Origin of the sequence: Legionella wadsworthii DSM 21896 = ATCC 33877, from assembly GCF_000701265.1 — a bacterium.
Classification (GTDB): Bacteria; Pseudomonadota; Gammaproteobacteria; order Legionellales; family Legionellaceae; genus Legionella; species Legionella wadsworthii.
Genome location: NZ_KL370760.1, coordinates 272289 through 285888 on the forward strand (window position 1 = coordinate 272289; position 13600 = coordinate 285888).

A 13600-nucleotide genomic window follows, 5' to 3' on the forward strand; every position below is an offset into this window, starting at 1 on the left:
TTTTTATCCATACATATGTTCCTTCCACTTAATATTGCACCCAATGCTTGGTTTTTGATCAGCGCTCACAGGCTCACCCGCAAGAATATTATCCAGTGCTTGTTGCACGTGAGCGCCCGTAACCGGTTTGTTGTTGCCTGGAGTGGAATCATCCAAACAGCCGCGGTAAACACAAAGCAAATCTTTATCAAAAATATAAAAATCGGGAGTGCACGCTGCCTGGTAAGCTAAGGCAACTTCTTGGGATTCGTCATATAAATAAGGAAATGGATAATGGAACTGTTCTGCCTCCGCTTTCATTTTTTCTGGGCTGTCTGCTGGGTATTTTTCTGCATCATTAGAGCTGATTGCAATAAACTGGATTCCTTTCTTCTGATACATTTCCGCCAACTGAACTATCTTTTCCTGAATATGTTTCACATAAGGACAATGGTTGCATAAAAACATGATGACGGTTGCAATAGGCGATTTAATCTGGTTAAGGGATACCCATTCATTGTTACGGGTATCCATTAAAGTAAAATCAGGCGCTTTGCTTCCTAATGGAAGCATCGTTGATGCAGTGGCTACCATAATCATCTCTCTTTTTAGAACAAATCGTGAAACATCCCCTCTTGGCCTCTATTCAATAAGCTAAAAATAGCTCTGGGATGGATTCCAAAAACCTGTATTTGAATCCGAATAAAAAGAATTGGGAATAATTTTATAAAAATGAAATGTTAAACGAAATACTAATCCGGATCAAACTGTCACAGTCTTTATCAAAAACCATTTCCTTGCAGGTTTTACGAGGACGCCACCCCTCTGTAAATTCGGTAAATTCATATTAACTAATTTTTTTTAGGCAGACTGCCTAAATGAATATCTTGATCTATACTTTTTATTAAGTTGTTTTGTAATAGGTGATTCCCATGGTGTACCAAAAGCGAATTTTTCCCCGGGTAAGTCCACAAGGTATTCAAGAGCTACAAAATATAGTTAAAAACATAGAAATAGAAGCAGCGGATGAATCCTTATCAGTAGAGGATAAACGCAAGGTATTCGAATCTTTAGATAGTCTGGAGGAAGATTTAGAAGATTTGAGTTATATTGCGGAACATGAAGCGGATATAGATAATGCCATCAAAGAGGATCCGCTTGCCAGTGGTAAATTTTTGCAAGAGGAACTGCCTGCTGCACTGTTAACGCTTGTTAATGGATTTCGTCCTTTTAAAATCCCTGAGTTTAAGCAATATTGCCAACAATTAATTGAAGTTCATGGTTATGCCAAATTTCAGAAAGCATTTGATGAATTATTACTAGGCGATAAATCGCTAAATAGTAAACAAATGAGGGCCATGAAACATATCAATCGATACCTGACGCATCAAATGATGGATACAGTCACCGCGATTGCCTCAGAAGGATCAATTGCATATGCCCAGGATTTCTTGAAGGCAGTGAACACAAATCATGATCAATATCTTAAAGAGGTTCGTGAGGTAGCGCGAAAAGATGGTTTTAGAAAAGCTGCAGAAGAAGCCCTCTCAAAAATCGAGCGGGAAGAGGAAGAGAAGCTAGGACATGTTACAGGAACTGTCGAAGAGCAGGAAGCACAACGGGAGCAAATCCGAAGTGAAGCGGCGAAGAAAATTGTTGCGCTTCAGGAGCAGGACTGGGAAACACTGCCTTTAACTGCATACATTGATGATAAAGACGTGCGTCTTTACTACGAAAAAATACTTCACTTGGCAGAAAAAGATAACTATAAAGAAGCAAAAGAATTGGCCATTAAAGCGGTTAATAAGGATAGAGATCTGCAATTAGAGGAAATAAAGAAACAAGGACTACCTCAGGAGAGGGCTGAGCAAGTTAACCAAGAAGCCGATAAAAAAATCGCAGCGATTCAACAAAGAGCAACCATGCCCCTTGATTTTTATATGGAAAAAGCGCTTCGCCAATCGCTTCTAGATGCAGACCGTAAAACCGCTCTATTTCAAAGCTATGACCAAATTATGTTTTTTGTACTTGAAGACTTGATGTCAAGGGATTCTATAAAAGAACGGACAGTGGTTATGGAGCGCTATCTTTTAATGGCTGATCAATTAATTCAAGATGGTCGTCTTGATGCAGCTTTCCCAATTTTTAGCGCATTAGAACAATCTTCTGTGCATCGTTTATCAAAAACTAAAGAAGGTTTATCACCTCGTGGGCGAGAAGCGCTCGGGATATACAAAGAATTATCGAGCACCGATAAGAATTTTGCTGCGCTCAAAGCGCACGTTGAAAGTGGTAATACATATAGTCCCCTCAATTACTCAGTGACTGAGACTCTTTTCTCTTTGGACTCAAATGCAACCATTTTAGATGCTGAAGGCAATCTTGTTAAAGGATGTCGCTCATTAGGAGGTATAGAAAAAGTAAAAGCGGATTGTCAAAGAGCAGCAACTTTGGCTCCTTCTAATCCTAAAACACCTTCTCCAATTATTTCTAAAGAAATAGAAACGAATTATTCATCAGTGAAAGGCAAGACAGAAGCAGCATTGACTTCCTATTATAATAAATCCCTGGTTCAGGAACCTCGTGGTGATGAAACACTGGAGTCTAGTGATGTACTTTCAAAAGCAAGAATAAAAAAATTACTTTATTTAGGGACCATTGACGCACCAAAAAGAAGTGCACATCATCATAAGATAGAGGAGTTTATTCATGATTTAAAACACGGAGTTCTTCATCAAATTGAACGCTTAAAAAATTTCTTTGCTCATTCCGCTTCAAAAGAAAGTAAAATATGTTCTGTTATGGAGGAGATGCAAAGTAAGGCAACTTCATTGTTTGGTAATCTTCTTCATAATGCCTCCCAGTTCTTTGGAACATGCAAAGAGCATTCGCAAAAATTTAAAACTTTATTAAAAGAAGGTTTGGTGCAGGAATCAAGAGAGGAAAAAGAAGAAGATTCTGAAGGAGAACATCCTACATTTTAAAAAGATCAAGGTTTCTTGACTTGGATCAAGAGAAACATGGTATAATCAATTAACCCGATAGCAGTGATTTTAGAACCAATGCTAACAGCATGGGAAGCATCCTGTAATTGGCGTTGTGCAAGCCCACCCAGTAGTGGGAAGCCTGAACCAATTCATTCGCTGCCCACTTGAACTTAAAGGGTTCATAATCCAAGTCTGTCGGGCTATCTTTTGGTCAATTGTTCCTTAAGTAACAGAAATTCATCCCGAACCTTGGCTGCCATCTCAAATTCCATATTTTTTGCATGTAAATACATTTGCTTTTCCAAAGTATTAATCTGCTTCACCAATTCCTGAGTTGACCAATGTTCGTATGCGGGGCTCGGTTCTGAAACAGCTGCACCGCGTTTCCCATGATAAGCGCCTTCCAGGATGTCGGTGATGGATTTCTTAATACCTTGAGGTGTAATCCCATGGACCTCATTATATGATTTTTGCTTCTCTCGTCTTCTATTGGTTTCATCTAAAGCCCTTTGCATGGATCCCGTGATTTTGTCGGCATAGAGAATAGCGCGGCCTTTCATGTTCCGGGCTGCCCGGCCTATGGTCTGAATTAAAGAACGATCAGAACGTAAAAAACCCTCTTTATCTGCGTCAAGGATCGCGACCAAGGCAACTTCTGGCATATCCAAACCTTCACGTAATAAATTAATCCCTACCAATACATCAAACACCCCCAAACGCAGGTCACGAATAATTTCCACCCGTTCGACCGTATCGATATCCGAATGCAAATAACGAACCTTAATACCATGTTCATTTAAATAATCGGTTAAATCTTCGGCCATGCGTTTGGTTAGTGTAGTAACTAAAATACGTCCCTCTTGGGCAATCACTTGCCGAATCTCGGACATGAGATCATCCACTTGCGTGCGTACCGGGCGAATCTCCACTTCCGGATCCACCAAACCGGTAGGACGCACGACCTGTTCTGCAATATTATCAGAATGTTCTTGTTCATAAGGACCGGGAGTCGCTGAGATATAGATGGTTTGCGGCGATCGCGCTTCAAATTCTTCAAAGCGTAATGGTCGATTATCCAAGGCTGAAGGAAGCCTAAAGCCATATTGAACCAAGGTTTCTTTCCGGGACCTGTCCCCTCGGTACATTCCACCAATTTGCGGTATGGTCACATGGGATTCATCAACAATCAGCAATGCCTCATCCGGTAAATAGTCAAATAAAGTTGGAGGGGGTTCACCTGGCTGGCGCCCCGATAAATAACGGGAATAGTTTTCAATCCCCGAGCAATACCCCAGTTCCAGCATCATTTCTAAATCAAAAAAAGTACGTTGCTCTAAACGTTGTGCTTCGACCAATTTATTTTGTTGTTTCAAATCAGCCAAGCGTTCTTGCAGCTCGTCTTTTACCCAGTCTACAGTTTGTAAAATACGATCGCGCGGGGTTACATAATGTGTTTTAGGAAAGATGGTCGTCCGGGGCATACGACGCAAAATTTCTCCGGTAAGGGGATCAAATTGGGCGATATGTTCCACTTCATCATCAAATAATTCAATGCGTACAGCATCCCGCTCTGAATCTGCAGGAAAGATATCAATGATATCCCCATGAACGCGAAACTGGCCTCTTTCCAAAGCCAAGCTGCTCCGAGTGTACTGCATTTCCGCAAGTCGTCTTAAAATTTTACGCTGATCCGATTGTTCTCCACGGGAAAGATGTAATACCATACGTAAATAGGAATCCGGATCACCCAAACCATAAATGGCAGAGACTGTTGCGACAATAATCGCATCTTTACGTTCAATTAAGGCTTTGGTAGCGGACAAACGCATCTGCTCTATGTGCTCATTGATAGAGGAATCTTTTTCAATAAAAGTATCTGAGGCAGGCACATAAGCTTCAGGCTGATAATAATCATAATAGGAAACAAAATATTCCACGGCATTATCGGGAAAATAGGATTTGAATTCGCCATACAGCTGAGCGGCAAGTGTTTTGTTGGGCGCCATAATCAAGGCAGGCCGACGCATTGCTTGAATAACATGTGCTATAGTAAAGGTCTTGCCTGAGCCAGTGACCCCTAACAGGGTTTGTTTGGATAAACCTGATTTCAAGCCATCGATTAATGAGGCGATGGCGGCAGGCTGGTCGCCAGCAGGTTTATAGTCGGCATATAGTTTAAATAAATCTTTCATATCGTATTAGTATATCTCATAGGAGCAACAAATGGATATCGCATTAGCAAAACGCGTGCAAAAAGTTAAGCCTTCACCTACTTTGGCCGTAGCAGCAAAGGCTACCCAAATGCGTGCTCAAGGGCATGATGTTATCAATCTTGGTACGGGTGAGCCTGATTTTGATACGCCTGATTATATCAAAGAAGCCGCTATTGCTGCCATTCACCAGGGATATACCAAATACACCGCTGTAGATGGGATCCCTGAGCTTAAAGAAGCAGTTAAAAATAAATTTAAAAAAGACAATGGCCTGGACTACCAGTCTCATCAAATTTTGGTTTCAGTAGGTGGCAAACAAAGTTGTTACAATTTGTGTCAGGCGCTACTCAATCCAGGTGACGAAGTCATCATTCCAGCTCCTTACTGGGTTTCTTATCCTGATATGGTTTTATTAGCCGAAGCAACACCTGTGATTATTTCTACCACTCCAGCACAACGTTATAAAATCAATGCCCAACAACTGGAAGAGGCCATTACAGCGAAAACGCGGATGATTTTTTTAAATAGTCCATCCAACCCCTCTGGTGTCGCTTATTCCCTGGAAGAATTAAAAGCATTGGCTGAGGTTTTGAAAAAGCATCCGCAAATTATTATTGCTACCGATGATATGTATGAACATATTTTGTGGAGCCAACCTTTTGTAAATATTCTGAATGCCTGTCCTGAGTTATATGAACGCACCATAGTTTTAAACGGTGTTTCTAAAGCTTATGCGATGACCGGCTGGCGTATAGGCTATGCAGCAGGCCCGGCTCCCTTAATCAATGCGATGAAGACAATACAATCTCAATCGACATCAAATCCTTGTTCCATTGCCCAAAGGGCAGCAGTAGCAGCACTCAACGGCGGCAATGAAAGCATATTGCACATGTTAGAAGCGTTTCATCAAAGACATGATTTTGTTGCATCTCGATTACTTGAAATACCTGGAATAGAAGTGATCCCGGCAGATGGTACTTTTTATATTTTTCCAAGCGTACAGGCAATTATTGAAAAACGCGGGTATGCCAATGACCTTGAATTCTCTGAAAGACTGCTAACCGAAGTCGGTGTGGCCTTAGTTCCCGGATCGGCATTCGGGAACGAAGGCTGCATCCGTTTATCCTTTGCTACCAGCATGGAAATATTGCAAGATGCTTTAGAGCGTTTACAACGCTTTTGCAGTTAAAATTTTCTATCTCTCCCGTTCCGGGAGAGGTTCAAGTATGAGATAAAGAAATTTTGACTGGCAACTTGTTTTAGTAGAAACCCGCAAACAAGTCGCGGGACGTTAAAGAGAATTGAAATTAAACTAGAGTGGATTAAATTATTTAAAATTTATTGTTAAATCTACTTGACCATCAACCCGAATCGTTTTAAGATTCCGACCCTATTCCCCGGTAGCTCAGTCGGTAGAGCGGATGACTGTTAATCATTAGGTCACAAGTTCGAGTCTTGTCCGGGGAGCCAATCCCAGTCTGGGTTTTGGCGAAATTCAATCAAACCTTAAATTTTACGTGTCGAATATGTGTCGAAGTTTGAAGCATGGCTAAAATAATTCTTGCTCATCTAAAGAATAGTAATTTTTAATAAGATTAATAATAGAAAAGGAATCCCTTTTTTCTTTATGTTGCTTCCAGGCTTGCTTGTAATATAACTTCCAGAGAGATGGATTCAACAATTTTAATTTGGCTAATTCTAAACTTAAGGGTGTTTCTTCTTCATCCCTTAGCGAACGATTTGCAATCCCTATAGATTTTATAAAATTAATAAAAGGGTAACATCCAATTTCATTTAGAAAAACATTTGCAAATATATTCCATTTGATAGGGCAACAATATATTTCTTTAATTTCTGAGGTTAGTCTCTCTGCTAACTGTTCGTAACTAGGATTAATAATATACAATCTTTTCTGATACCGTGAGGCTAATTCCGAAATTAAGCGAAAATAGAACATGTCATTCATATCATTTCCATCATCACAAAATGAATAGCCCATAATAAAAATATTGTTATATTGGTTGAAATTATTTCTTAAATAATTATATGGGTGGCTAGATAATATACTTTCCTTTTCTTTTAAGGGGGGATGTATTTCCCAATGCTCAAATAATTTTAAGTCATAATCTAGGCTTAAATCATCTAAAGAATTTAGAAAATCTGCAGCATGGCAAGGAAACTTTCCATGAGGATGTTGGATTAAAATATTTTTATTTTTTATAAACCGACAACTTAATCCATCATGATTAAAATCAAAAATATCACCAGATTGGCAAAAATTAAAAATTTCATATTCTGGACATTTTTCAGGAATTGTCGGGAGTATGTGTTTTAAGTACTCGTTTTCAAATCTGGCATTTGGAGTGCAATTAAAATAAAGCCATGGTATCGCTTCTTGGATTTCAGCAAAAGATGGTTGTTCTATTAGACTTTTTTGCAAATCGCTAGGATTTTTATTTATTTCTACTGGAAACGAGCCACTATTAAAAATACTTGTTTTTATAGCGGACTTTGTAGCAGAGATGGTTTTAGCATATTTAATAGATATTCCTGACCCAACTAAATACAATGAGTTCTTTCTAAAAAAGTTTTCTATTAAAAAAATGATGCCATTTTCTATTTCCTTATTCATATAGTTAAATCCAGCGATTATTCAAATTAAATTGTTTTGATGCAACATACTGTCTTTTAATGAAATTTGGCTTGCTTTTAAAGACAGTATCTACGCTTGCTAGCGTGTATTTTATCTCTGTCTTCTAGTGCTAGTTTTATTGATTCAACATTTTGTCTCGCATCATCGTTAATAAATAAAGGCCATAATCAAGCTAATAGCCACTTAAATTAATATTTCCTGAGGATTCATTAAAATTTGTCATACACCCAAACAACGTCGATAGTATTCGATCTACCCATGTTAGGGTTTGCCCTCCACCCATCTACTATATGCCGTAGGACTCAATTCGCGGGCATAAATATTGTGAGTTTCAAAATGTTTTTTTTGAATATCAGGAAGATTGCTTAATTTATATAACCAAGTAGACAAATAACCACAATCATAATTAACATCAATTTGTAAGCTCCATCCTTCTGTTTGTGAACTCAAAACACCTACATCGTTATTAAGATTAATAGAATAATCTGGGTTACTGCTAAATTTATCTAATACTTTGATGTTAAAAGAAACAATTGATAATTTTTCACTTTTTTGTAAGTTTGATAGATCAAAAGATTCTTTTCTGGCGATATAAAAATCATTACTCATAGCATTCTCCTTAACACTCATCTATAATTTTTATTACATTGGCAGCTTTTCCATCCAATGTGGCATAATGATTAACTTCTAAGTCTTTATATAAATTTTTCACTTGGCCAATATCTGTTACAGATTTTTTTTTGAAAACTAACCAACTCATCTGAAATATAATTGTAACAATGAATATACCCGTTAGGATTTAGCCGTCTTTTCAAATAAAATTGTGGGATATAATGATGCTTACTCATAAAATATTAATCCCTTAACTGATGAATAATAAAGGTAATTTATACAAATTTATCGAATATAGTTCAAATATAGCATATTCTCTAAATTGATCAGCAAGTAGGCCGTTTGCTTGCAAACGAGGAAATCAAACTATCATTCCTAAACAAAATAATAATTGATTCGCAGGCATATAAAAAATACACAGGGCAATCGGGACAACTGGGGCACCCGCATAAATAAAGGGCTAAATGCATCCCCCATCTTATATGTTGAAGGTGGGGCATAAGGGACAAATAATTGTTTCGGTATGTTAACAAAAGCACTGTTCTTGTTACACAAAATCAAACGATCACACTAAATCTTTTATATTTGGAATAGGATTATATTTAAATGAGGGCATAGAGGTGTCCTTTGTCATACTGGAATTCCCAACTGGCTTCCTTGCTCGAACTTTAACAGATTCATTTTGCGAATACTCTGGCTTTTGACCATTCAGATATTTCAACGGTGGTTGGTAATTCAACATTTAAGGCCTGACCCTACAGATGCGCCCTGCGCTAGCTCTTTGATATTTACCTCTCCGCGAAAATCGTTGATTAACATAGCGACCATAAGCAGAACAATAATACTTATTAGCCTTAATACACATTAACTGCGACCCAATCCAATCGACTCATGACGGATTCGTCTTATAAAACCATCCTTCTTACGCCACTTCTTATTACCGCAATAAATACAGCGAACTAACAGCGATAACTCACTCAATATATACCGGGTTCTCCACTCACTCTTTTAATAGAATAGCGAGGCAACTTTAGGATACAATCTTTCTCAGGTATTTTGATATCCTCTTTGACGGTCAAATCAAAGAGTTAGTCTAACTTGATTAAAATGCCTCTTTATTGGGGTAACTGGAGAATAATAATGTTACTAAGACTTGAAGGATCAGATGTTAACATTAAATTCTATCTTCTTTTTTTTCTATTACTTCTTATATTGCATTGAGCTTTATTTTCTTTCCTGAAAGCATTGATGATGCTTATATTACATTACGCTTCGCGCAAAATTTTCTCGATGGATATGGTTTAATATTTAACACATCTGAACATGTCGAAGGATACTCAAACCTTAGTTGGGTTTTAATACTTGCTTTGTGTGGCAAACTTGGGATTTCAATGGAACTAGCAATGAAAGTGCTAGGATTCATTTCAGGGATTGTTACCTTAGTGCTCACTTATCTAACTTCCCAACAGATTTTTGGAAATGGATACTTAAAATTCGCCCCTGTTCTAATGTTAGCAAGTTCCTCATTTTTTGCACTATGGGCGGTTGATGGTTTAGAAACCGTTTTTTATACTATGCTACTTAGCCTTCTACTCTATTTCCTCAATAGCAATCAGAGTCCTCTGAAATTAGGTTTCCTTTTAGGAGTTATTTTATTAACAAGGCCAGAAGGAGTTCTGTTTTCAGCATTGGTTATTTATTATTTCTATTTTCGGAATAATTTGTCTTACGTATTAAAAATTGTAATGGTAGTTGGATTAATCTTTTTAGCACAGATTATTTTTCGTTGGTCTTATTATCATGAGCTTCTTGCAAATACTGCACTAAATAAACTTCATCCTGGACTGCACTCAATCATCGAAGGAATTAAGTATCTTCTAAAATTCAATCAAGATAGTGGCTATCTTATATTACCACTAGCGTTGATTGGGATATTTAACCCTAATCTTGCACAAAAATTACGTTTTACATTATTGATGTTTGTCATAGGACAATTAATCTTTATTATGGTTTCAGGTGGTGATTTTATGTATGGGTTTCGATTCATAATACCCATATTACCAATTTTATGTGTACTAACAACTTCAGGACTACAGACCATATTTTTAAAGAAACAAGTATTAACTAAAATTTTAATGATAGGATTATTGATCACTTGGAATGCTATTATTCAATTCCAAAATTTACCTCATAAAACAATTAACATTAATAATTTGACTTATCGCTCCTCGCCTCATTTTCTAATAGGAAACTATCTTAAAAAACGTAGTAAACCAGAAGATTTAGTTCTATTATCAGGCAGGAATAATTCCCTATTACTCAAAACTAACTACTAGGGATTACCTTGGATTGGTTAGCTCTTACAAAATTATTTACAACGGTAATCATCATCTAAATGTGGATCACTTACTTGCCGAAAAACCACGCTATATTATTTTATCTTTTTGGAAAGATAATGAAGGTTCAGAGCACTGCAGAATTGATCCTGAATCAGCAATTTTAGTTCAGCCTGTTTTTCAACGAAATTACCAAGCTATAAAAGAATTTGCCATGAATAAAAACGATAGTTTTTTAAATGCCATTTATTATAAATATTGGCCAGATGCTTCTGAGATTTATTTTAGAATCTATGAACGCACTTAATGTAGCCAGAGTGCCCGCTAACTAATAGAGTCCAATCTATTGTTATTTAAGAGCAGAACACATTTATTGCAAAATGCATCCCCAACTTATAAATTGAAGATGGGGCATAAGGGGCAAAACCCCGGTTTGATGACATTATAATCACCACTTGATAAGAGCTCACCAGACAGGAGAGCTCTTATACTCAGTTGCATTTAAGGTTTTGCAGTAAAGAGAATTTCTTCTTTTTGTTTTATCGACAAAGGTTTATTCCTTTTCATGTAAGTCTCTACAATTTGCAATTTTAATGGTTCAATCCCCATTTTATTTTTAGCGGATGTTTCGATATAAGTTGTACCGTAACATTCAGCGAGTTCTTCTGCTTCTCGTTTACTCACTTGCCGCTGCGGCTGAGCATCGCCTTTTAAACCCACAAATAAGAAACTGAATTTGGAATTATATTGGTTGTAGTGAAAAACTTCCTGGTACCAGCTCTTTAAATTATTAAAACTTTCGCGAGAGCCAATATCGAAACACAAAAGATGAATTTTTGTTCCATTATATTGTTTTACATAATATGGCGTTGCATTATGCGTCATGGGATAGTCCCGTCCTTGAATCAAAGGGCTTTGATAATGCAATAATATAGATCCATATTTTTCATCTCTCTGAACTTGACTCTTTTGAATGTGGGCAAAATTAGAATCATTGAATTTGTTTTCGGCAAGTCGACAGATTAGACTCTTAATGCCAATATTTGAATCACCAATAAAATTAACTGTAATTTTTAGAAGAGAATTTTTATTATTTGCTCTGGGAGCCTCTGTTATTTTTCTAAAAAACCGGCCGGTTGCTGAAAGCCTGCATAAATCCTTTGGTTCAAGAAAAGATGCAATACATTCTGAAATTTCCTTAGGTAATTTACCAAAACTCCCCGCCTTAATCATGACTAATTCATTTTGCATTTCCGGAGGTAATACCCTCTCCATAGTTGTTTGCTTTTGGCGAATGGCTACAGTCAATTCGGACTTATAAAGTTGTAATCCCTCGTTGAATTGTTTGAGGGCAGAAGAGCCCTTTAGAGTTGAAGTCAATTGAATCATCAAAGATTTTTCTTCAGACTTAAGTAAGAAAAAGATTTTTGCCAAAAGCGTACTGTATTGCTTCTTGAGAGCCGTTTGGGATGACTCAGGACAGCTCAGATCAATGATATCCCCGAGAAGTTTTTCGACTTCCATCCCTATTTTAGCGCCGAGGGTATTAAAAGCCGATTTGTCATCTTTTTTTTGTTTTAATTCATTGAACATCTCTTGTAAATTGTTTAGACGCTCCTGATGTACTTCTAACAGGTGTTTTAGTTTTAATAACTGGTTCACTCCTTGATTCTCATAAGAGTCTTTCGGATTAAATCCGCCTAAGTAGTCATAGTATTGTTCTAATTGAAAATATACTGCTTTAATGAGATTTATTTGTTCCTGGAAATAAGTGATTCGCCCGTTCATATTTAGCCTAATTATTTAATAATTTAATGGTTAGTTCAAATATAATACAAATTAGAGGAACAGCACATGCGTAATATTACCCATATGCAGGGTAATTCCAGTTACATTCTTATTGGAAATGAAATGGATAATTCAATCCATCAATTTTAGAATGATTTGACTTTTAGAAAAACAACCAAACTTATCACGTAAATTTTCAAAATGTCGTTCTACAGTTCGTCGGGAGACATTCAGCAGGATTGCCGTTTCATCAGATGTTTTTCCCTTGATATACCAGAATAATACTTCTTTTTCACGGGGGGTAATTTCAGTTTTAGACTCTAGGGAATGCAAAATTGCAGGAAGAGTTTGTTCGATAAATTTATTTTCTTTCAGGGTTAAATCCCATAAGTTACTAAATTCAGAACAATCATCTTGTATTACATTATGGTTTATTTTGTTACGAATGAATGAAATTTGATTTTCAAAATGTGAATTAAACTTTTTAAATGTATTGAGGTTATTTAAATACACATGGTTTATATCTTCTTTTCCAAGCGGTGCATCAAAGGAATACAATTTAATCGTGCAGTTATCAGCTATTTCTAATATGCGAAACGAGTGTCCATAATCGCAATGATTTAGGAGTTGGAATACTGGCAAACTATATTGTTTGTATTTGTCTTGATAAACATCAATGAGATAGAACCCAGTTTTGGGATAAGTTTTTAAAATACTGATGGGTGCCTTATTAACCAATTCCTGGTTAATACATTTCTCCAGATAGTTGCTGTCGCTTCCCAACCAAATCAACTTGCCTTGATGATTGATTTCGACATAACTGAAATGATTAATCCCCGTTATCTGAAATAAATCATGACAAATATGATGGACCAAATCAGTATAATTAATTAATTCAACCGCACTCATTTATGCCCATTTCACCCCATAATCGCTCATTTATTTTACCATTTACTTAAAAATAAAACAATTATTAACAACCCAGCCTACACTGATTTGATTTTATAGAAATCATGCACAACGAATTATATT

General features: G+C 36.8%; 10 protein-coding genes, 1 tRNA gene, 1 other RNA gene and 1 pseudogene. 6 read left to right on the top strand and 7 right to left on the bottom strand.

All coding sequences use genetic code 11. The features are described 5' to 3' along the window. Positions 1 to 3 precede the first annotated feature (3 nt). Positions 4 to 573: a thioredoxin family protein gene (locus tag BU07_RS0112855; RefSeq protein WP_031566644.1), complete on the bottom strand. Its 570-nt coding sequence runs from the start codon at positions 571 to 573 to the stop codon at positions 4 to 6. Positions 574 to 911: 338 nt separating this feature from the next. Here BU07_RS0112855 and BU07_RS0112860 point away from each other — a divergent pair, with 338 nt between their 5' ends. Both BU07_RS0112860 and ssrS read left to right on the top strand, forming a co-directional pair. After that, on the top strand, positions 912 to 2963 hold the full coding sequence (locus tag BU07_RS0112860) for a RasGEF domain-containing protein (RefSeq protein WP_031566646.1): 2052 nt from the start codon (positions 912 to 914) through the stop codon (positions 2961 to 2963). Between the two features lie 48 nt (positions 2964 to 3011). Then, positions 3012 to 3172, top strand: a non-coding RNA gene (ssrS, locus tag BU07_RS17300) — 6S RNA. Here ssrS and uvrB read toward each other — a convergent pair. Beyond that, positions 3167 to 5158 (bottom strand): excinuclease ABC subunit UvrB, encoded by a 1992-nt coding sequence (uvrB, locus tag BU07_RS0112865; protein ID WP_031566647.1) that lies wholly within the window; start codon positions 5156 to 5158, stop codon positions 3167 to 3169. The two genes, ssrS and uvrB, sit on opposite strands and share 6 nt — an antisense overlap. 31 nt (positions 5159 to 5189) lie before the next feature. Between uvrB and BU07_RS0112870 the strand changes: the two genes are divergently transcribed. Further along, positions 5190 to 6368, top strand: a complete 1179-nt coding sequence (locus BU07_RS0112870; RefSeq protein WP_031566649.1) for a pyridoxal phosphate-dependent aminotransferase — start codon at positions 5190 to 5192, stop codon at positions 6366 to 6368. 205 nt (positions 6369 to 6573) lie between these two features. Further along, positions 6574 to 6649: transfer RNA gene (locus BU07_RS0112875), tRNA-Asn, on the top strand. A gap of 79 nt (positions 6650 to 6728) precedes the next feature. Here BU07_RS0112875 and BU07_RS0112880 read toward each other — a convergent pair. From BU07_RS0112880 to BU07_RS17305, 3 genes and pseudogenes are all read right to left on the bottom strand, one after another. Beyond that, on the bottom strand, positions 6729 to 7811 hold the full coding sequence (locus tag BU07_RS0112880; protein ID WP_031566651.1) for a hypothetical protein: 1083 nt from the start codon (positions 7809 to 7811) through the stop codon (positions 6729 to 6731). A gap of 282 nt (positions 7812 to 8093) precedes the next feature. Beyond that, the gene (locus BU07_RS0112885; protein WP_031566653.1) at positions 8094 to 8441 is read right to left on the bottom strand and encodes a hypothetical protein; all 348 of its coding nucleotides are present in this window, start codon (positions 8439 to 8441) and stop codon (positions 8094 to 8096) included. 775 nt (positions 8442 to 9216) lie between these two features. Further along, positions 9217 to 9499 (bottom strand): annotated as a pseudogene (locus BU07_RS17305) (ISL3 family transposase); the annotation flags it as partial. 348 nt (positions 9500 to 9847) lie between these two features. Here BU07_RS17305 and BU07_RS0112895 point away from each other — a divergent pair. Together BU07_RS0112895 and BU07_RS0112900 are read left to right on the top strand one after the other, a co-directional pair. Continuing rightward, complete coding sequence (locus tag BU07_RS0112895; protein WP_031566655.1) at positions 9848 to 10780, top strand: hypothetical protein; 933 nt, start codon at positions 9848 to 9850, stop codon at positions 10778 to 10780. 13 nt (positions 10781 to 10793) lie between these two features. Then, positions 10794 to 11087 carry a hypothetical protein gene (locus tag BU07_RS0112900; RefSeq protein WP_031566656.1) on the top strand — a complete coding sequence of 98 codons (294 nt, stop codon included), beginning with the start codon at positions 10794 to 10796 and terminating at the stop codon, positions 11085 to 11087. Between the two features lie 194 nt (positions 11088 to 11281). Here BU07_RS0112900 and BU07_RS0112905 read toward each other — a convergent pair whose 3' ends face one another. After that, a complete protein-coding gene (locus BU07_RS0112905; RefSeq protein ID WP_031566658.1) occupies positions 11282 to 12568 on the bottom strand; it encodes an F-box-like domain-containing protein in 1287 nt (428 codons plus the stop codon). Positions 12569 to 12700: 132 nt separating this feature from the next. After that, positions 12701 to 13477 carry a helix-turn-helix transcriptional regulator gene (locus BU07_RS0112915; protein WP_031566660.1) on the bottom strand — a complete coding sequence of 259 codons (777 nt, stop codon included), beginning with the start codon at positions 13475 to 13477 and terminating at the stop codon, positions 12701 to 12703. Positions 13478 to 13600: the final 123 nt, after the last annotated feature.